General features: G+C 45.4%; 19 protein-coding genes. 7 read left to right on the top strand and 12 right to left on the bottom strand.

Annotation, left to right across the window (positions count from 1 at the left end):
- The first annotated feature begins 92 nt into the window (after positions 1-92).
- Positions 93-2,024: a 1-deoxy-D-xylulose-5-phosphate synthase gene (gene dxs, locus EPL05_RS17100; protein WP_128535581.1), complete on the top strand. Its 1,932-nt coding sequence runs from the start codon at positions 93-95 to the stop codon at positions 2,022-2,024.
- 90 nt (positions 2,025-2,114) lie between these two features.
- Here the strand turns inward: dxs and EPL05_RS17095 are convergent, their stop codons facing one another.
- Both EPL05_RS17095 and EPL05_RS17090 read right to left on the bottom strand, forming a co-directional pair.
- Entirely contained in the window at positions 2,115-3,449 is a 1,335-nt protein-coding gene (locus EPL05_RS17095; RefSeq protein WP_128535208.1) for a ligand-binding sensor domain-containing protein, read from the bottom strand.
- Positions 3,450-3,828: 379 nt separating this feature from the next.
- Positions 3,829-5,427: a M28 family metallopeptidase gene (locus tag EPL05_RS17090; protein ID WP_128535207.1), complete on the bottom strand. Its 1,599-nt coding sequence runs from the start codon at positions 5,425-5,427 to the stop codon at positions 3,829-3,831.
- Positions 5,428-5,748: 321 nt separating this feature from the next.
- Between EPL05_RS17090 and EPL05_RS17080 the strand changes: the two genes are divergently transcribed.
- Positions 5,749-6,060: a hypothetical protein gene (locus tag EPL05_RS17080; protein WP_128535205.1), complete on the top strand. Its 312-nt coding sequence runs from the start codon at positions 5,749-5,751 to the stop codon at positions 6,058-6,060.
- On the opposite strand, the gene EPL05_RS17075 is transcribed toward EPL05_RS17080, so the two are convergent.
- Positions 6,053-6,748: a response regulator transcription factor gene (locus tag EPL05_RS17075; protein WP_128535204.1), complete on the bottom strand. Its 696-nt coding sequence runs from the start codon at positions 6,746-6,748 to the stop codon at positions 6,053-6,055. The two genes, EPL05_RS17080 and EPL05_RS17075, sit on opposite strands and share 8 nt — an antisense overlap.
- 134 nt (positions 6,749-6,882) lie before the next feature.
- Entirely contained in the window at positions 6,883-8,700 is a 1,818-nt protein-coding gene (locus EPL05_RS17070) for a sensor histidine kinase (RefSeq protein WP_128535203.1), read from the bottom strand.
- A 138-nt stretch (positions 8,701-8,838) separates the two neighbouring features.
- Here EPL05_RS17070 and EPL05_RS17065 point away from each other — a divergent pair, with 138 nt between their 5' ends.
- The 3 genes from EPL05_RS17065 to EPL05_RS17055 all read left to right on the top strand — a co-directional run bounded on the left by EPL05_RS17065 (position 8,839) and on the right by EPL05_RS17055 (position 11,498).
- A complete protein-coding gene (locus EPL05_RS17065) occupies positions 8,839-9,786 on the top strand; it encodes a T9SS type A sorting domain-containing protein (RefSeq protein WP_128535202.1) in 948 nt (315 codons plus the stop codon).
- Between the two features lie 237 nt (positions 9,787-10,023).
- The gene (locus EPL05_RS17060) at positions 10,024-10,800 is read left to right on the top strand and encodes a M90 family metallopeptidase (RefSeq protein ID WP_128535201.1); all 777 of its coding nucleotides are present in this window, start codon (positions 10,024-10,026) and stop codon (positions 10,798-10,800) included.
- Positions 10,801-10,805: 5 nt separating this feature from the next.
- On the top strand, positions 10,806-11,498 hold the full coding sequence (locus tag EPL05_RS17055) for a uracil-DNA glycosylase family protein (protein WP_128535200.1): 693 nt from the start codon (positions 10,806-10,808) through the stop codon (positions 11,496-11,498).
- Positions 11,499-11,502: 4 nt separating this feature from the next.
- Here EPL05_RS17055 and EPL05_RS17050 read toward each other — a convergent pair whose 3' ends face one another.
- From EPL05_RS17050 to EPL05_RS17030, 5 genes are all read right to left on the bottom strand, one after another.
- Positions 11,503-12,270 carry a hypothetical protein gene (locus EPL05_RS17050; protein ID WP_128535199.1) on the bottom strand — a complete coding sequence of 256 codons (768 nt, stop codon included), beginning with the start codon at positions 12,268-12,270 and terminating at the stop codon, positions 11,503-11,505.
- Between the two features lie 2 nt (positions 12,271-12,272).
- Positions 12,273-12,773, bottom strand: coding sequence for a hypothetical protein (locus tag EPL05_RS17045; RefSeq protein ID WP_128535198.1), 501 nt, complete (start codon positions 12,771-12,773; stop codon positions 12,273-12,275).
- 4 nt (positions 12,774-12,777) lie between these two features.
- Positions 12,778-13,239, bottom strand: a complete 462-nt coding sequence (locus EPL05_RS17040; RefSeq protein WP_128535197.1) for a hypothetical protein — start codon at positions 13,237-13,239, stop codon at positions 12,778-12,780.
- A 108-nt stretch (positions 13,240-13,347) separates the two neighbouring features.
- Positions 13,348-13,710 carry a hypothetical protein gene (locus EPL05_RS17035; RefSeq protein ID WP_128535196.1) on the bottom strand — a complete coding sequence of 121 codons (363 nt, stop codon included), beginning with the start codon at positions 13,708-13,710 and terminating at the stop codon, positions 13,348-13,350.
- 404 nt (positions 13,711-14,114) lie between these two features.
- Positions 14,115-16,115, bottom strand: coding sequence for a vWA domain-containing protein (locus EPL05_RS17030; protein ID WP_128535195.1), 2,001 nt, complete (start codon positions 16,113-16,115; stop codon positions 14,115-14,117).
- An 82-nt stretch (positions 16,116-16,197) separates the two neighbouring features.
- Here EPL05_RS17030 and EPL05_RS17025 point away from each other — a divergent pair, with 82 nt between their 5' ends.
- Together EPL05_RS17025 and EPL05_RS17020 are read left to right on the top strand one after the other, a co-directional pair.
- The gene (locus EPL05_RS17025) at positions 16,198-16,773 is read left to right on the top strand and encodes an RNA polymerase sigma factor (protein WP_128535194.1); all 576 of its coding nucleotides are present in this window, start codon (positions 16,198-16,200) and stop codon (positions 16,771-16,773) included.
- The gene (locus tag EPL05_RS17020; protein WP_128535193.1) at positions 16,766-18,103 is read left to right on the top strand and encodes a carboxypeptidase-like regulatory domain-containing protein; all 1,338 of its coding nucleotides are present in this window, start codon (positions 16,766-16,768) and stop codon (positions 18,101-18,103) included. Before EPL05_RS17025 ends, EPL05_RS17020 begins: the two co-directional genes overlap by 8 nt.
- Positions 18,104-18,130: 27 nt before the next feature.
- On the opposite strand, the gene EPL05_RS17015 is transcribed toward EPL05_RS17020, so the two are convergent.
- Genes EPL05_RS17015 through EPL05_RS17005 form a run of 3 tightly spaced genes read right to left on the bottom strand, consistent with a single transcriptional unit; the run spans position 18,131 to position 20,572 of the window.
- Positions 18,131-18,853 carry a DUF4197 domain-containing protein gene (locus tag EPL05_RS17015; protein WP_128535192.1) on the bottom strand — a complete coding sequence of 241 codons (723 nt, stop codon included), beginning with the start codon at positions 18,851-18,853 and terminating at the stop codon, positions 18,131-18,133.
- Between the two features lie 35 nt (positions 18,854-18,888).
- Complete coding sequence (locus EPL05_RS17010) at positions 18,889-19,899, bottom strand: inorganic phosphate transporter (protein WP_128535191.1); 1,011 nt, start codon at positions 19,897-19,899, stop codon at positions 18,889-18,891.
- Between the two features lie 22 nt (positions 19,900-19,921).
- Positions 19,922-20,572 carry a DUF47 domain-containing protein gene (locus tag EPL05_RS17005; RefSeq protein ID WP_128535190.1) on the bottom strand — a complete coding sequence of 217 codons (651 nt, stop codon included), beginning with the start codon at positions 20,570-20,572 and terminating at the stop codon, positions 19,922-19,924.
- Positions 20,573-20,619: the final 47 nt, after the last annotated feature.

The raw sequence follows: 20,619 nt of genomic DNA, 5'->3' as shown, positions 1-20,619 counted from the left end.
TTATTTGCAAAACAATAATTACCTTTATACCATTCTAAAATTATCACATAATATAGCTTACTTTGTAAGTTAAATACTTCTAAAGAATGTCCATGCAGGTACCCGCCGGTGATTTGTTAAAAAGGATTGTTGATCCGTCTGATTTAAAGCAATTTAAGGAAGAAGAACTGAAACAGGTATGCAACGAACTGCGCCAGTATATTATCGATGTGGTATCGGTAAACGGCGGCCACTTTGCTGCCAGCCTGGGTACGGTTGAGCTAACGGTAGCCTTACAATACGTACTGAACACCCCATACGACCAACTGGTTTGGGATGTTGGCCACCAGGCATACGGCCACAAAATACTTACCGGTCGTCGCGACCAGTTTCACACCAACCGCATTCATAACGGCATCAGCGGCTTCCCAAAACGCAGTGAAAGCATTTACGACACTTTTGGCGTTGGCCACTCCTCTACCTCCATTTCGGCAGCGCTGGGTATGGCCGTGGCATCGCAATACAAGGGCGAGACCGACAGGCAGCACGTAGCCGTAATAGGCGATGGCGCCATGACCGCAGGGCTTGCTTTTGAGGCCCTTAACCACGCCGGTATAGAAAACAGCAACCTGCTGGTGATCCTGAACGACAATAACATGTCGATAGACCCTAACGTGGGCGCGCTGAAAGAATACTTGACAGATATTACCACCTCCAAGCCATACAATAGGTTTAGAGACGATATAGCAACCATTTTAACCAAGATATCCGCGATAGGCCCGGATGCTTTTAAAATAGCCAAGAAGCTGGAGAAAAGCATCAAAGGGACCCTGCTTAAACGCAGTAACTTCTTCGAGGCGCTTAAATTCCGTTATTTCGGTCCGATTGATGGCCACGATGTGGAGCATTTGGTTAAAGTACTTAAGGATCTGCGCGATATCCCCGGCCCTAAGCTGCTGCATTGCATTACCGTAAAAGGTAAAGGCTATGCCCTGGCCGAAAAGGACCAAACCAAGTGGCACGCTCCCGGCCTTTTTGATAAGATAACCGGTGAAATAAAGAAAACAAAATACGATAAGCCGCAACCGCCCAAATACCAGGATGTGTTTGGCCATACCATTATAGAGCTTGCCGAGGCAAACCCTAAAATTATGGGGATAACCCCGGCCATGCCATCGGGCAGTTCGCTCAATCTGATGATGAAGGCTATGCCAAACCGCGCCTTTGATGTGGGTATTGCCGAGCAGCACGCCGTTACTTTTTCTGCCGGATTAGCCACGCAGGGGCTTGTGCCTTTCTGTAATATATACAGCAGCTTTATGCAGCGCGCTTACGACCAGGTGATCCACGATGTGGCCATCCAAAACCTCAACGTGATCTTCTGCCTGGACCGTGCCGGTATTGCCGGTGCCGACGGGCCAACGCACCACGGCGCTTACGATCTGGCGTTTATGCGCTGCATCCCTAACATGACGGTATCTGCCCCGATGAACGAGGAAGAACTGCGCAACCTCATGTACACCGCTCAGCTGGAAAATATGGGCCCGTTCAGCATCCGTTACCCGCGCGGTAACGGGGTGATGGTAGACTGGCGCAAACCTTTCAAAGCTATCCCTGTTGGCAAGGGCCGCAAAATTTGCGATGGCGAAGATGTTGCCATAGTATCCATCGGCGCAATTGGCAACGAAGTGGTGAAAGCAACCGCCCAGTTAAACGACCTTGGCTACTACCCTGCCCATTACGACCTCCGCTTTGTAAAACCTTTAGATGCCACTATGCTGCACGAGGTGTTCAGCAAGTTTGGTTGCGTAATTACGGTGGAAGATGGCTGTATTGAAGGCGGTATGGGTACTGCGCTTTTAGAGTTTATGGCCGATAATAATTACCAGGCCACCAACGTGATCCGCCTCGGTATCCCCGATAAAATCATAGAACACGGCGAACAACCCGAACTTTGGGCCGAATGTGGTTACGATGCCGCATCAATAGTTGCCAAAGTGCAGAGTTTAGATATTAAATGCAATAAGCATACGATAGCATCGTAAAGAGTCAGGAAGCAAGAAATAAGACGAAAATAAAAAGAGCGATTGGGTTAACCAGTCGCTCTTTTTTGCTTATTGCGCGCACTCCCCGATTTATGGTACAAGGTATTGCAAAACAAGCGGGTATGAGTTTACAATAAAATAGTTATTCTTCGCAACAATATATGGAGTTGCAAAGGTGTTGAAAGGCACATCTATTTGCGCAAAAGTTTTAAGGTCTGCTGTTTTAAAATACGCTGTCCCCACCCTAAAATAGTAATTATTATCTACCTGTTTGGTAAAATTATATAATGCCGTATAATAAAAAATGCTTGGGTATTTGTAGCTGAATATTTTATTCCAGGTTATACCCTTATCATCTGACCGGTGCAGCTCGGCAAAGCCCGTGGCTTTATTATACCCCCCTGCAAACATTACACCTTTATCATCCATAAAAAACGAGGTAGCATCGGTAACCGGTAAACCTGTTACATCTGTAAGTTTTTGGGTGGTATGGTCGAGCTTAACCAATTTAGTAGCAAAATTAAATTGGCTGATAAAATAAATATCACCCTCAGCTGTTTCTGCCATGTATCGGAGTTCCACGCCCGTGGGGCGGTACGAAGCCTCAATCTCTACAAAGTTTTCTCCTTTTTTATTTCTTATAAAAATGCCGCCGTCCATTGATGTGTATAGCAATCTGCCGTCGGGTAAAAATGCAAGGTCGCGGCACCATTCCGTGTTCCACGATGTTATCCACATACGCTCCCAATGCCCTCCTATGCCCGAAGAATAATATACCGAATTATTGTTTGCCGCAAGGTATATTTCGTCGGTAGGGCTCACAATTACCTTATCCGTATACATTACATCGGTATAACTAAACGAGTGCCAGGAGACGCCATTATCGTCGCTATATTGCGGCTTTATCGAACCGGAATAACATACCAGGAGCCTACCCGTGCTCAGCATGGCAAAACTCTTTACCCCAACATTTTCGGATATGGTGCATGATGCCACATGCCAGCCGGGCTTGGGTGCGATGGCCGTAGCGGTCACTTTGATCGAATCAATTACGTTTAGTGCACTGTCAAGCACCTTAAAATTGAGTGTTTGCACACCCGGGCGGCTGTTTAGTCTCCATTTAAAACTTATCGTTTCGCCGTTCTTTATTGTGCGCTCAATTACCGAATCGCCATTACAAAGCGTTTGCTGGAATATTTTTACAAATAATTTATTGAGCCTGCTCCCCGGCTCATTTATTTTTACTACAATCGATTCTACCAGCTCTTTACCCACCGTGTCGGTTTGAGATGTGCCGCCAATAGCTACAATATTGCTTTTGGCTTCGGTACTATCTGGTTTTCCTTTAGGCCAATCACCCTGGTTTTTTACGCAGGCAGTAAGTAACAAGCCCAATAACACAATGCAGGTAAGTACTCTGTTCATTAGGTAAATATAAGCAATTATAGCAATTAGCCACCTGTTTAAGCCTGGTATTTAAAAGGCAACCTCAAGGCCATAACTTTAACAAAAATTTAACCTTGTTGTAAATCGCGGCTTAGCCTGCAAATAAAGTGTTCCGCTTTATTCATTATTGGCTTTATTGAACTTTTTTATAACTCATTGTTAATAAGATACCTGTAGCAATCACTTAAACAACGGGGTGTTCCAAAGTGTTTTACTAAAAACTGTAAAATACTGGCTGTCAATGTCATTTTAAAAATAAGTGTTCCACATTTAAAAGTGAAACACCACAAAAAAAGCGATTGGCATATACCAATCGCTTTTTTATTCCCTTAAATTCCCCCTTCAGGGGGTTAGGGGGTTAATTTTTTGCAGGTGCAACCGGCGCTGCTGGCGGTGGCGGTGGTGCCACTGTTGGTAGTGGTTTACGCGGAACCATTTCTTTGCGCTCGCTGGTGTTGTATACAAACGATGCTACGATGGTAGCGGCTTGTTTCAGGTCGTCTTCTACCAGGCGGTCGTAAGTATCCTGGTTGCTGTGGTGGGTACGTGTACCGTAGTCAATAGCATCCTGGATGAACTGGAAGCCCGGCAGGCCAACTGCGTCAAAGCTCTGGTGATCGGTACCGCCGGTGTTGCTGACAGTAACGGTTGTAGCGCCAAGGTCTTTAAAAGGCTCTAACCATGTTTTAAACAACGGACCAGCAGCCGAATCGCCCTGTAAATAAATACCGCGAATTTTACCGGTACCGTTATCCAGGTTGTAATAGGCATCTAATTTAGCTTGCTCTGGTTTTAAGGCCATGGTTTTAGGGTCGCCAAAATGGGCGGCCACGTAACCACGCGATCCAAATAAACCCTGCTCCTCGCTGCTCCATAAAGCAATACGAATGGTGCGTTTTGGTTTGAAGCCTGTGGCTTTTAGTATGCGCATGGCTTCCATCATTACCGCGCTGCCGGCGGCGTTATCCGTAGCGCCGGTACCCGCGTGCCACGAATCAAGGTGACCACCTATCATAATAACCTGGTCTTTCAATTTTTTATCGGTACCCGGTATTTCGGCAACAACGTTGTAGCCTTGCAAATCGTTTGTGAAAAATTCGGTTTTGATATCTGCTTCCAGTTCAACTTTTTTACCTGCTTTCACCAGGCGTAAAATACGTTGGAAATCTTCGCTGCTGGTTTCCAGTTCTGGGGCAACGGTTTTTGCGGTATCGGCATAAGAAGCGCCATTGGTAGTAAATACTGTACCATCGGTACCGCGGCCCTGGCTCAGGATCAGACCAACTTTCTGGTCAACAAAAAAGGTGGTCATAGCTGCACGCATAGCTATCGCCTTGCGCCTTGCCGCCATTGCAGGTGAGTTAGGGTCGAAGGCGGTATTACGGGCACCACGTGGGGCCATAGTAGCCAGCGCCATTTTATCCAATTCTTCCTCGGTGTAACGGGCAGCATCTGCTTTAAAGGTACGCTCGGTAAGCGGTTTGGTATCAAATATTACAATTTTACCGGCAAGGTTGCCTTTGTATTTATTTAGATCGGCAAGGCTATCGGCTTTTACCAAAACCACATCGCCTTTTATAGCGCCGTTGGTGCCGGGCGTCCAGGCTTTTGGTATAGCAATAATAGCGTGGTAATAAGGCACGGTAATGGCGGCGTAGTTCTTCTGCACTTCCCAGCCTTTACCAAATTTACCCCAGGCCTCCAGTTTAGAGTTGGCCATTCCCCAGTCTTTCAGTTGGCTAACGGCCCAGTCCTGCGCACGTTTTAAACCCGGCGAACCAGCCAAACGCGGCCCGGATACATCGGTAAGGTTAAAGGCAATTTCCATCACTTTAGAGTGGTTGAGCCCCTCTTCGCGAATCTTCGCAACAGACGCAGCGTCAACGGTTTCCTGCGCGAAGGCGCTGGCCGTTAAGCCAGTAAGTGCAATACAAGTGTAAAGTAGTTTTAATTTCATTGTAAATCAGTTAATTAAGCAATAAGCAAACTTATTTAAATAAAACGGGAATTATCAACCGGCAGATTTAACAAAGTTGTTACAAGTAAATAATTAATTGGGGTATATTTGGGTTATGAGCGAGTCTAGATTAGACAGGACAGCTTTCAAGGCGCAGACAGCAAAAGAGGCGGCAGATCATGCTTCGTATTACAAAACCTTGACCTGGCAGGAAAGATTGAAAATTGCCAATTATCTAAACAGTATTGCGTTTAATTACCCAGGAGACAAACCTTCTAAAATGGACAGAACAGCATTCAGTATGCGGTCAAGAAATAAATAATGGGAAATATATTCAAAGAAGATTTCATTGATTTTATAGATGCATTAAATATCTGCGACCTGAGGTATATGCTTATTGGTGGCTTATCGGTTGTTTTACATGGATATTCGAGAACTACCGGCGATATGGATATTTGGGTTGATAGGACATCAGAAAACTACAAAAAAATTAAGCTCGCGTTCAGGGAGTGGTACATCCCAATGGGCCGCTTAAGGATATGGAATGGGGTATGCGCCAGTTCAGCATCCTTGATAACGCAGGAAACATTATCCATTTTGGCGAGAATATCTCCGGTGGCGATGCTTAATTGATAAGCAACTTATACCCCCTGCCATGCACGTTGATGATCTCGACCGACGGGTCTTCGCGCAGGTATTTGCGAATTTTGCTTAAAAACACATCCATACTGCGGCCGTTAAAGTAGTTATCATCATGCCAGATGTTTAACAGCGCTTCCTCGCGTGTAAGCACTTCGTTCTTGCGCAGGCAAAGCAGGCGAAGCAGTTCGGCTTCCTTAGTAGATAGTTTTTGCTGTGCATCGCCACGGGTGATCAGCTGCATGGTATAATCAAACTTATAGCTGCCCAGTTTAAATTGGGTAGGGTTATCGTCGGCAACTTTTTTATCGCTTTTATCAGTGCGTTTAAGCAGAGCGTTTATCCGCAGCAATAGTTCTTCTATACGGAAAGGCTTGGTGATGTAATCATCCCCGCCTAAATTAAAGGCCATGGTTTTATCTTCGATCATCGCCTTAGCCGTAGCGAAGATGATGGGCACCCCTGCGTTTATCTTTCGGATCTCTTTGCCCAGCGTAAAACCATCCTTTTTAGGCATCATCACATCCAGTATCAGCAGATCGTACACTTGCTTGGTAAAAGCCCGCAATCCTTCCTCCCCATCCTTACATAAAACCACATCAAACTTGCCTTTCAGCTGCAGGTAATCCTGCAACAGCAGGCCCAGGTTAGGGTCATCTTCAACAAGTAGTATTTTTTTCATGTGCTTAAGTTCGGAAGGCGGTAAGGTTTATTAGTCGGAATTCGGAAAAGACCGATTTCCGAAAGATTTATAGTGTATATTATGCTTAATTCATCGCCCGTACGTTCCCGACTTCCCGGAACCCGGACTCACCGCTACGCGGTGGGGAACTTCAATTCAAACTCCGAGCCTTTTTCCTTTTCGCTTTTTACGCTGATGGTGCCATCAAGCCTTTTTACAATAGTGTTTACATAGCTCAGCCCCAAGCCAAAGCCTCTTACATCGTGCAGGTTGCCGGTTGGTATGCGGTAAAACTGCTCAAATATTTTGCTCTGTTGGTCGCGGTTCATGCCAATGCCCTTATCGGCCACTTTAATACAAACGTAACCGCCGCGCTTTATTGTTGTGATGGTGATATCGGGCGCTTCATTACTGTATTTTAGAGCATTATCTATCAAATTATACAGCACATTGCTAAAATGCAGTTCGTCGCCAATAATTATGGTTTTATCGTCTGTTAAGTTCAGGCTGGTGATAGCATTGCATTTCTGCAGTTTAAGCGCCATGCTATCCAGCACAATACTTATCATTTCGTTTACATCAACCGGTTTTTTATCCAGCTTAAAGTCGTTCTTTTCTATGCGGGCAATGTTCAGCACCCGCTCTATATGGCTGCCAAGGCGTATATTTTCTTCGTAAATAATATTGGCCAGCCGGGTTACGCGTGTTTTATCTTCGGCAATTTCCTCATCCTTTAAAGCCTCGCTGGCTATCATAATGGTTGATACCGGGGTTTTAAATTCGTGCGTCATGTTGTTGATGAAATCTATCTTCATCTCCGAAATTTTCTTTTGCTGCAGGATGGAGAATATGGTATAACCAAAGCAGAACACCAGCACAAAGAGCAGGCCGCCTGTGGTGCCCATGGTAGCCGTCATATTACTTAATATCAGCGAGTTTTTTTGCGGGAACGATACCTTGATGCGCCCCGGGTCATTCAATATTTCGGTGCTGAATATGGCTTTCTGATAAGTATTAGCTTCTATAAACTCCGGTTTCTTTCCGCTGTTATCCAATGCGCTGGAAAAGATAAGCGAATCGCTGTTAACGGTGCTAACTTCATAGCTAAAGGGCAATGTTATTCCACGATTATGCAACTCAAAGCGTAGCAGCGAATCTATCCAGAAACCATTAAGGCGCTTGGCCAGCGGCTCGTTAGATTTTTGATACTCCTCCGCCAGGTTTGCAATCAAATTTGATTTGGTTTGGTTGCGCGGCATGTTTGCTAAAGAATCGGCCGCCAGCATCTTTTTCACCTGCCAAAACTGCCTCTCTTTTTGCAGGCGCGCCTGTTGTTGTAACCACAAGGGGTTAAGCTTGGCTACCGTAATTACCTGCGGACCAAATTGTGGGTCGATGTAGGTACCGCGCACGGTATCATACTTATATACCCTGGATTGTACTGGGCGGGCTGTTTTAACAACCTCCGGTATCATGCGGCCCTGTACGTTACCGTATTCATCGGTATACTCCTCTATCCTTATGCGCAGGTTAAGCGTGCCCTGCTGTGTAAAGGTTGATATCTCATCATCCATTTTTTTATGGAGGATCATGCGTTTAAGACTATCGCGCAGTATAGCCAGCTTACGCTCGCGCTTGCTTTGGTTTTTTCTAAGCTTTACCGAGTCGTACGCTTTAAAGCTGTTACCATTGATGCTTATTTTGGTGGTTTCCTCTCCCGCGGTATTTTTTATGGTAAAAGCGCGAACGTTGGTTTTGGCATTTAAAAAGGTAATTGCATCCTGTTTGGCCAGTTTGGCAACTACGCTGTTTAAAGCTTCATCTACCGTGCGGCTAAACAAGTCTGACTGCATTTGGTACGACTGGCGCAAAAAATAATATTGCATGCCCACCACACCCAAAAGTGCAAACCCCATTAAACCGATGATTAAACTGATACTCCTCTTCTTCATCTCTACAGCAAAAATATTTTAATTAACCTGATAAAGGGTGCATTTAACAATTTTTAACAATTGCGCCGCGGCTATTTAACATATTGATTAATACCTGTTTTATACCTTTGATAGATCAAAAACTTAAATCCGCATAAAATGAAGAAGCTTTTATTACACCCCCGCATCGAGATCATCTTCTCGCTTAGCTTAATAGCCATATTGGGTTTACCACCACTGGTGCTGGCCCAAACTCAAAAAGATATAGAAATAAAAATACAGAACGGCGATACCACCATCAACGGTAAAAACATAAAAAAACTATCGCCCCAGGAACGCATGGATGCCCTGGGCGAGATAGATAAAATGGGCAACATCAATTTTAAAAGCAATGATAAGGGTGGCAACCGTGATATAGTTATCCGGAGAAATCAGCGCATACAAGGCGATAAAAACCAGGACGTGGTGATAGAACGCCGCATAGATGGTGGCATGGATATGCCGTTTTCTGCCGGGGTGGGCGACAGCATCCGCAAGAAATTCAGTTTCCGCCTTAAAAAGGTGCCGGGTGCTGATAGCACCTTTGCCTTTAAATTTGATAACGGCGGCGATAATATGAGATTTAATGATGAGCGCTCTTTTGATTTTAACGATGGCCCGCCAATGGCTATGGAAAGGCAGTTCCGGTTTAACAGCCCGGGCCGCGGCGAGCGGATGATGAACTTCAACCGAAAAAACACCCAAATTTTTAATTACTCCAATACCGATAACGACGGCATCAGCACCAACGTAAGCTTCCGCGTAAACGATGCCAATAAAGAAACTGCAAAACGCATAGCCGGCACAGAAAAAACTGCGCTTGATATTAATGATCTGAATTTATCGCCCGAATTCTCCACAGGTAAAACAGCATTAAGCTTTACCCTGGAGGCCAAAACCAGCGCTGATGTTAAACTAACCGACAGCGAAGGCAAAGCTCTTTGGAACGATAAAGCCGCCGGCGGCAGTTTCAGCAAAAAAATAAACCTCCCCCGCAACGGCATTTACTTCCTTACCGTAAAACAAAGTGCAAATGTTGCCGTGAAAAGGATTGTGAAGGAGGATTAAGTAGCAGTATACACAAGGCTCTTCGGATATTTCGCAGGGCCTTGTGTATATTTAGGGAATTTGCAAATCACATGTCTTCGCAGGGTCTCTTGAAAAGGTAATAGGTCTTGATTTGACAAAGCGGTAATTCATGAGCTATTACCCGTGCGAGGAGCAAGCGGGAGAAAGAGCGCCGGCGCGGCAACCCCATAATAGAAGGTTATTTACTATCTTACCTGCATCATCAATAAACAACTCATGATAGTAACCTTCATTATCCTTATCGCACTCCTGTTTTTTGCGTTTAAAGGCAAAAAGCACAAAGCAACCCAAACGGTTATTAACCCCGCTCAAAAACAAATCCTAACAACCAACATCCGTTTCTACAATAACCTGTCAGATATCGACAAGTTATACTTCGAAGATAAAATTGAGCAATTCCTGAATGATGTTCGCATAGAAGGCGTCGGCCTCGAACTGACCGATACCGACCGCATTATGATAGCCGCCAGCGCGGTGATCCCCATCTTTGGTTTTAAAGACTGGACCTACCGCAACGTTACCAATGTGCTCTTGTATCCCGATACCTTCAATAAAGATTTTGAATTTGAGGGGAATGAAGGCGAGGGGCGCAGTATTATGGGGATGGTAGGCAGCGGCTACATGAACGGGCAGATGATCCTGTCGCGCGCGGCATTAACAAAAGATTTTTCTAAAAATTCGGGGAGGGAAAATACAGGCATCCATGAATTTGTTCACCTGTTAGATAAAGCCGATGGCGCGACAGACGGCATCCCGGAAGGGTTCCTTGAGAATGAATATGTGGAGCCTTGGGTGAAAATGATGCACCAGGAGATCTTTAAAATAAACAAGGGCCGGTCAGACATTGATATTTACGCCACTACCAACGAGGCGGAGTTCTTCGCTGTGGTATCAGAATATTTCTTTTCTAAACCCGAGCAGTTTCAAACCAAACACCCGGAATTGTACGATATGCTGAGCAGGGTTTTCGGCCAGTATCCATCAACAAAATAATACAAATGACATTCGCCGAAAAGGTTATCCAATTTAACCAGGAATTGGAGTACACAGGGCCTCCATTGCCCTCGGGAGTCCGGATCATGAATCCGTATAAAGAGGAAGAATTGGCCATGCGCATCTCCTCTGAATTTTATCGCAAATTTTACAGCGACGAAAATAAACGCCACCTTATCCTCGGCATCAATCCCGGCAGATTTGGCGGCGGCGTAACGGGTGTGCCTTTTACCGATCCAAAACGCTTAATAAGCGACTGCCATATCCCTTACGAGGGAAAGATGATGCACGAGCCATCCTCTGTATATGTTTACAACGTGATACGCGCTTACGGTGGCCCGGAGGCGTTCTACAGGGACATCTACGTCAATTCGCTTTGCCCGCTTGGCTTTACCATTATGGATAATAAGGGCCGGGAAAAGAACTATAACTATTACGATAGCAAGGAGCTTAGCGCCACCGTAACGCCCTTCATCATCGAAAACATAAAAAAGCAAATAGTGCTAGGTTGCTACACCGACACCTGCTTTTGCTTCGGCACCGGGCAAAATGAAAAGTTTTTAAAAAAGATAAACAACGAGCACCGCTTTTTTAAAGAGATCGTCGCGCTGGAGCATCCCCGCTTTATAATGCAGTACAAAGCAAAATCTCAACAGGCTTATATAGATAAATACCTGGAAGCGTTTAGCGGTTTTTAATTCCTTAAATACCAAATATTACACTGTGTAATAAAATAATGCCTGGATATGCCAGCGGGAACGTGAACAAAAAATCGTTTAAACCCATTAATATGGCCGTGGATACGTGAAAGCAAAATATGCAAACCAAGGCGATAAATAAAGGCGCCTGGTACGGCAGTAAAAAGGTTACAGGCACGGCAAGCATAGTAACTATTGCCGAGTAGCACATGGCTTTTTCTAATAACGGGTGTGCGCTTAAAAAGCTGGAAACCTTGGGCACTCCGTAAGAATACGTGCTTAAAACCCCTGCCAATACATTACCACCCCGCCAATGTGGCGACATTAACTTTACCATTCCGGATGTGGAGTAAGAAATGAGCGCCTGCCCGCCGGTAAAAAATACCGACAGGAGCTGTCCCTGCTCGTTCTTTAGTAAAAAGCAAATACTGTAGGACAATAGCGCCAGCATCCGCATTTGGTCAGACCCATCCTTGCCCGCTTGCCTTTTACGATACGAATACAAGGTAACTGCCGTTAACGTCACAAACAAAACCTTAAAATAAATATCCGCAGCATTAAAAAATGCTATACAGGTTAAAAAGGCCAGGCTTGCCTGTATGGCGTGAATGATGATCCAGGTTCTTCGTTTGTTTTTTATAGCCGTTGAAGGCAGCACAAAGTTGAGGTACAATTTTGGGATGCTTAATAGCTCTGTAGCGGAAATAAACGCCGATACCAGTATGATAGCAACGCTCATTTGATAGGCAACGGGTATGGTAAGATGGTTCATGGTTAAATAATTTGATGGTATGATGCAAATACTACGTTCTTGATCTTCAATATTTCTGCCCCTTCTGAACTTACAATGGCAAAGCGGATCTTTTGTGGATCCCTGCTACCTTTTTTAAGACAAGCCGAAATAGTGATCAGTATGTTTAAGTAATGCGCCGAAACTTGTATAAAGTGTTTGTTTTCGAGCGCGTTAAACTCGCTCACCAAAAAATTGCAGGTATCTATCATTCCCTTGTTGTAGTATTTAAAAGGGTTCCAGCACAGGCGCATAAAACGAAAGGGTTTATACATCGGGATCTCTGTCCATTCGCCATCGGTTTCGGCTATGGTTTTGTAAACCACCCTAAAATCGTTCATGAGCGGTTTAGGCGCAAAAAACGAATAGTTAGGCAGGATGCCCAGTTTATCAAACCGGCTTAATCTTCTTTGCAGGCGTTTTACCTGGAAGAAAACACTTGCTATAGTAAATATAGCAAGTGTTGTTATGACTAAATATTGCATAAGCTTATTTAGAGTATTGGTTCCTTATCTTAATAAGATTTTCTAATGATAAATGCGACTGCAGGCCGTTTTTGTTGAGGGTATTAACCAGAGCCGCTACGTCTTCAGAAGTGGAATGTGCTGCGAGGGCGGCTGCGGCTACTTCGGCTACTACCGGGGCAGCCTCAACTATTGCTTCTGCAACTGCCGGCGCGGCTTCTGCAACAGCCTCTACAGCTGCAGGAACGGCGTCTGCAACAGCATTGGCTGCAACGGTTACGGCATTGGCGGCTGCATTAGCAGCGGTTGCGGCTGTGGCTGCAATAACCGAGGCTGCTGCACCTACAGCGCTGGCTGCTGCCTGTATACCGTCTGTAATGGAATCCCAAAAACCCCCTAATTGGGTTTCTCCTTTTTCCTGCATGTGCGCGATCATCAAATCAATAGCGGCAAGTTGCGCTGCTGACAGGTTTTGGTTTTGTGACATTTGATAGTGTTTTATTAAAGGTTCGACTACTCTATATGCTTTTCGTCTGCCGCATTGCCTACTTTATTGTTTAATGTCGGTTTTCAGCGCTTCCCGACCTGGAAGAAGTTATTTGGTAAACTGGTTCCTTATTTTAACCAGGTTTTCCAATGTAAGCCGGGGCTGCAAACCACCTTCGTTCAATTTATTTACCAGGGCGGCTACATCCTCGGTAGTTGATGTGGTTTGGCCTGCTACCCCTGTGGTTGCCATCATTGCGGCTGCCGGAGCAGCAACTACAGCGGCATCGTCCAAATTCCCTACCCCGGTAAGCGGCCCTACCCAGGCAGAACCTGCCGCGTTTTGTGCGGCGTTGACGATAGCCTCCCAGACGCCGCCTAATTGTGTTTGGCCGTTTTCCTGCATGTGGGCTATCATCAGGTCAATAGCGGCAAGCTGCGTTGCTGATAAGTTTTGGTTTTGTTGTGACATGGGTAGATCATTGTAAAAGGTTCGGCTACTCTGTATGCTTTTCGCCTGTCGCATTGCGTACTTTGTTATTTATTGTCGTTTTTCTGCATAGCCGACGTTATTACGAAGATGCTTCTGTGTATTAATCAATAGTTATATATTTCTTATTGATTATTATAATTTAAACTGGCATGTAAAGTTGCGGATGGATCAGTTAGTATTTAACAGGACATTAACCCTATTTTTAAGGGCATTATTATTGTTTAAATTGCTTATTATCACCCTTATAAACAGGGTTATTACACCCTGTGGTTGTATGGACGCGAAAAAAATAATGAAATAAAAAAAGCGACAGCTATTAACTCTCACTTAATTTATATTTTCGCCCCGGGCGTATATAAGCGCTCTAATTAGTGCGCAGAAGCCTATTCTTCCACCTCATCTTTCACCATCGCTGTCTTAGCCAGCAGCCTGGCACTTTGTATCAGTCGAATAAATTCGGCACGGTAACCTTCGGTATCTTCACCGCGGGCGGCTTTGGCTATACTGATTGCCTGGGCAAAAGTGGATCTCTGTTTGAATTTTGAATCGCGCAGCACCATCCCGGTTTCGGCTACTGCGGCAGCAAATCTAAAATCAGAGGAGGTTTTTTCGAAGTCGGCGGGGCTATCATTAACAGTTACCTGGCTTAACTGGCTTTTCATCGAGGTTGGCTCTTTATAACGGAACTTAATCGTCAGCATTTCATTACTTACCGCAACAACAGGTGTAGTAATTTCGGGCTTTTGATATTTCAGCGGGTCTACCGAGCTTATATATTCATCTACAACACCTACCGGGATAATTTCATAAAAAGCCGTTACGTTATGCCCCGATCCCATATCCCCGGCGTCTTTTTTATCATTATTAAAATCCTCTTTGGCTAAAATGCGGTTCTCGTAGCCCAGCAAGCGGTAGGCTTGCACTTTGGCCGGGTTAAATTCTACCTGTAGCTTAACATCCTTAGCAACCGTAAATAATGTGCCGCCAAATTCGCTGATGAGCGTTTTACGGGCCTCGGTAATGTTATCTATATACGCGTAGTTGCCATTGCCTTTATCGGCAAGGGTTTCCATTTTGCTGTCTTTATAATTGCCCATGCCATAACCTAATACCGATAGGAATATGCCGCTTTCGCGTTCTTTCTCTATCAGTTTCTCCATATCATCATCGCTGGATGCGCCAACGTTAAAATCGCCATCGGTAGTAAGTATAATACGGTTATTGCCGTTTTTTAACAGGTTCTCGGTAGCAATTTTATACGCCAATTTTATACCCTCGCCGCCCGCGGTAGAGCCGCCGGCGTCCAAATTGTCAATAGCGTTATTTATAGTGGTTTTTTTATCGCCGCTGGTTGAGGGCAACACCAACCCTGCGTTACCGGCGTAAACCACCAGTGCTACTTTATCCTGAGGGCGCAGCTGGTCTACCAGCATTTTTAACGATGCTTTTACCAGGGGCAATTTATTGGGCGAACTCATAGAGCCCGATACATCTATCAAAAACACAAGGTTTGATGCAGGCAAATTTTCGGTAGCGATGGTTTTTGCCTTGAGAGCAATACGCAACAAGCGATGGCTGGTATTCCATGGTGCCGATGAAAGTTCAGTGTGGATAGCAACCGGGGAGTTACCGGTTGGGCCTGCAAGGTCGTATTTAAAATAGTTGATCATTTCCTCAATGCGCACCGCATCTGCGGGAGGCAATTCGCCGCCGTTAATAAACCTGCGGAAGTTACTGTACGAGGCCGCGTCTACATCAACCGAGAAGGTAGAGAGCGGGGTGCTCCGGGCGTCGTTAAAGGTATTGTCGGTGATGCCCTTGTAGCTTTCATCGGGTGGTGCCTGGGTTGGGGCCACATAACCGTAAGTTCCATTGGGCGTTGACGCAATCCCCCTTATTCTTATTGTTGTCGCGGAACCGGGGTTACCCTGAATTGCAACGCCGGCTACCCTGCCGGCTAATGGTGTGCTTGAGTTGTATGCTGGCACGCTCACCTCATCCATACTAATAGTACTAACAGCACCGGTAACATCTTTTTTCCGGGTGGAGCCGTAGCCGGTAACTACCACTTCGTTTAGAGAATTATTGCTGGCTTTAAGAGTAACGTTTACGAGGTTACTGGTACCCAGTTTCACCTCCACGGTTTCATAGCCAAGGTAACTCACAATCAAAACTTTTACAGATTCGGGCACGGAAAGCCTGTACTGCCCGTTTACCGCCGTTTGGGTGCCTATGTTGGTGCCTTTTGCGCTAATGGTTGCCCCAATAACAGGCAGTTTATCGTCGCCGCCAATTATCGTACCGGTGATGATACGGTTTTCTGTTTGCCGGAAACCGGTGAGGGCCGCTGCCACCACCAAGATGATGAATACAATATTTTTCATAATGCTTAAGTTTTTTGCAGGTAGGATGCACGGGAAAGCAAATTTCCATAAGCCATAAAAAAAAACTTATTTTGTGGCTTTAATGAACTTCTTCAGAAAACCAGTTAGGCCCGATGATACCGCAGATGAAGAGCTGGTTAACAGCTATCGCGTAAACGCCGATATAAGCGTATTGGGGAAGTTATATGAACGGCACATGCCCCTTGTTTTTGGTGTTTGCCTAAAGTATCTGAAGGATGAAGAGCTTGCCCGCGACGCGGTGATGGGAATATTTGAAGAATTGGTGGTAAAGGTAAAACAGCACGAGGTGAAGCAGTTTAGGAGCTGGCTTTATGTGCTTAGCCGCAACCATTGTTTGATGCAATTGCGTGCCGATAAAAAATCACCTACGGTTGGGATGGATGAGTTTATGGAATTTAGCCCGGTTTTGCATCCTGATGATAATGATGCTAATAAGGAAGAAGCTTTGCAGGCATTAGAGCGCTGTATGGATAAACTGGTGCCCGCGCAAAAACAAAGTGTGCGTTTGTTTTATTTAGATGAGAAGTGCTATAAAGAAATTGCAGAACTAACAGGCTTTACCTTAAACGAAGTAAAAAGCTATATACAAAACGGCAAACGCAACTTAAAGCTTTGCCTGGAGAAACACGGTGGATAAGCAGAGGGCCAACATATTGCAGATACAGAAGTACCTTAACGGGGAGCTTGATGCCAAAGCTATGCACCAACTGGAGCGCGAAGCCCAGCACGATCCGTTTTTGATGGACGCGCTGGAGGGCTACCAGGAGAGCGCCGGCAACCAGCAGGCCAACCTTGATCTGTTGGCCCGGCAGTTAAACACAAGGGTTAATAAAAAAGAGCGCCGCATTATCCCATGGACAACCATATCTATAGCTGCCGGTGTTGTAGGTTTTATGATAGTGGTAGGCTTGCTGTATAAAGGAGGTGACGATAACGGTAAACCGATGCAAACTGCGCAGGTGACCGAATTGCCAAAGGTTAAAGCGGATACTATTGCCACTACGCCTGTTATAACAGATCCATCGGCAAACAGCATGGCCGCATTACAACCAAATAAAAAAACGGTGATATCTCCTGTCTTAGGAAATAGGTACGCGCCAGTTGCCGCAGACAAGGAAGTTGATATACTCAAAAAGAAACCCTTGGCACTGGCCGACGCGAAAGAACCGCCCGCGGTTGCCGAGATAGCCATGGTGCCCGCCTCTGCGACCAATGCTGAAAGCACCCCCCTGGATGAAATGGTAATTGGTGCCATAGCCAAGCAAAAAGACAGTTTAGAGATGCCGCTTACAGTGGCGGTCACTAAGAAGGCTACGTCGCAGCCGTTGATAGGTAAGGCGGAGGGCGTAGCGATCATTAAAGATAAACGGACGGATAATGCATACGAGCTGAACAAACTAAATTTACCCCCGGGCTTTTTTTCAGGCAGGGTTGCTAATAACCAGGGAACGCCGCTGATTGGGGCCACCATTAAAGTTGGAGGAATGCCTGCTATTGTTACCCAAACGGATGCCAATGGCAGATTTACGCTTCCTGCCGCCGCCTCAAAAGAAACCGTTGAAGTGTCTTATTCGGGGTTTGAATCAAAAAAGGTAAGTGTAAGCAGCGGCCTGTTTAATGCGGTGGCAATGAATGCGAACACTGCCAATGATGCATCGGGAGCGGGGTATTCAAATGTTGCCGGTGCTGTAAGTAATTTGGCTCACCCGCAAAAAGGATGGGTAATGTACCAGTTATACCTTGCGCAGAAAAGCTATTTACCTGCCGGCGAAAAGCCCGGTGTGGTAGAGCTTAAATTTACAGTGAGCCCAACGGGTGCTGTAAGTAATATCACTGTGGTTAAAGGGTTAAGCCCCGCGGCAAATAAAAAGGCCGTAAGCATAATAGCCGACGGCCCTAAATGGGTTGGTAATGTTAACGGTAAGCCCGAAGAAAAAACGCTTCAGCTGGAATTTTTGATCAAATAAACCTCGCCGATTTCTCCGGGAACGCTTTTATCTTTTATTCTTATCGTAATAACCAAATACCTTTTGCAGCAGCGGTGTTGTACGCGCCGATAGGTTTGAGCGGATGTTAAGCTCTTCTTTTGCTACTTCAACAAATAAACCATCAATGGCCTTTTGCATTACGTAATCGCTTATATCGGGGTTTAACTTAGTTACAAACGGCACCTTGTTATAAGCGGTAGCGGCATCGCCGTAATATTTGGTAGCGCCTACCCTGTTAAGGCTTGCCTGTATAATAGGCTTAAAGTTGGCAGCCAACTGCAGGGAGGTGGTGCGTTTAAAGTATTGTGTGGCGGCATCCTGATTACCCAAAAGAATGTTGGTAACATCTTGTATGGTCATTTGCTTAATAGCAGCAACAAAAACGGGTTTAGCGCCTTTAGCCGCATCTTCTGCAGCACGATTAAGGGATAGTATTACGTTATCGGCCAGTTTGCCTAAGCCAATGCTGCGGAGGGTTCTCTCCGCCTTTTGTGCTTCGGGCGGAAAAAGTATTTTGATGGCTGCGTTTGCAAAGAAACCATCAACAGCCGATAGCTGGTCGGAGCTTTTGCCGGTGCCAATTTCAAGCGCCTGCTTAAGCCCGTTGCCTATCTCCAGGCTGGTGGGGTTGCCGTATTGCTGTATGGTGCTTTGAGCTACCTGGTTAAGCGTATCACAGCCGGAAAGCAGGATAAAAAGTAAAGGGATAAAGAATAAGGATTTTTTCATAATAGGTATCAAGCAAATCTGCTGCCAAGATACGCTTATCCTATTACATGTATCAGTACAAAAACAAGCCCCGCAATTAAAGCGGAGATAGGTATGGTAATTATCCATGCCCAAACCAGGTTAATGGTAACGCCCCAGCGTACTGCCGATACACGCTTGGTTAAGCCTACCCCTATGATGGAACCGGTAATAGTGTGTGTGGTAGATACCGGTATAGCCAAACGCTCCGTCATGAACAGGGTAAGCGCACCTGCTGTTTCAGCTGCAACGCCTTCCAGCGGGGTTATCTTGGTGATCTTTGATCCCATCGTTTTTACGATCTTCCAACCGCCGCTCATGGTGCCTAATGATATGGCCGAATAACAGGCCAGTGGTACCCACTCGGGCATTGGTGCGCCACTGTTAATTACCTTTGAGGCAATTAGCGCTACGTATAAAATACCCATTACTTTTTGGGCATCGTTTGTACCGTGTGCAAAGCTTAGCATAGCTGCAGAAACCAGTTGCAATCTTTTAAACCAACGCTCGGCTACTGCAGGCCTGGCGCGCTTGCAAATGTGCAGTATCAATATGGTGATAATATAGGCCATAATTAAGCCTATAAAAGGAGCCAATACAATATAAGCTACAATGGTTAATATATAGTGGGCGTTTACAGCGCTTAATGCCGGTGCGCCCAGGTATAAGGCATTGGTGATACCTGCACCTGCAAAACCACCAATAAGTGTGTGCGACGAACTTGAGGGGATCCCAAACCACCAGGTAGCTAAGTTCCAGGTAATGGCGGCAATAAGCCCGGCTAATATAACATGCAGGGTAATGTATTGCTCTACTACAATTTTGGCAACGGTATTGGCAACTTTGTGGTCTTTTATAAAAAAGTAAGCGGCAAAGTTAAATACTGCGGCAAGTAACACCGCCTGAAAAGGTGTTAATACTTTTGTTGAAACTATGGTTGCTATAGAGTTGGCCGCATCGTGGAAGCCGTTGGTATAATCAAATATGAGTGCCAGGGCAACTACAGCGACTAATAAGGTGGTAACCATTTATTATAAAATAAGTATATGCTTAGGCGTTTTTAACTAAAATCGATTCCATTACATTGGCAGCATCCTCGCACATATCTGTAGCGGTTTCTAATGCGGCTAATATCTCTTTGTATTTTATCAGGCGAATGGCATCTGTTTCGTATAGGAAAAGGTCGGCAACGGCGCGGTCGAAAACGTAATCGGCCTGGTTCTCTACACTGTTTATACGGATGCATGAATCTGCAATGGCGCGTACGTTGCGCAGATCTTTTAATTCGCGTACGGCTTTCTCCAGGTCGCCTGCTGCCTGTAGGATAAGGTCTGATAACTTGCGGATGTGCTCGTTAAAATCATCTATCTTGTAAAGGCTCATGCGGTTGGCAGCGCCATGTATATAATCGGCAACATCATCAATAGCGGTAGCTAAAGCGTGGATGTCCTCACGATCAAACGGGGTAATGAAGTTTTTGCCCAGTTCCAGGTATATCTGGTGGGTTAGCTCATCGCCTTTGTTTTCCAGTTTATCTATCTGTCTGAACAATTCTTCCTGAGTAGCCGGGTTGCTGCTGTTAACTGCTTCAACTAAGATAGTTGCCATGGTAACTACGTTGCTTGCTGCCTGCTCAAATAAAGGGAAGAAGGTTTTTTTGTCCTTTGGGACGAAGTACTGGAAAATACTGTTAAGTGACATTTTTTTATTATTTGGTGTAAAGGTACGGTTGCAATGTTAAGTTAATG

Source organism: Mucilaginibacter gilvus, assembly GCF_004054195.1.
Classification (GTDB): domain Bacteria; phylum Bacteroidota; class Bacteroidia; order Sphingobacteriales; family Sphingobacteriaceae; genus Mucilaginibacter; species Mucilaginibacter gilvus.
Note: the sequence above shows the minus strand (reverse complement) of the source record. Positions and strands in the feature narration are given on the sequence as shown.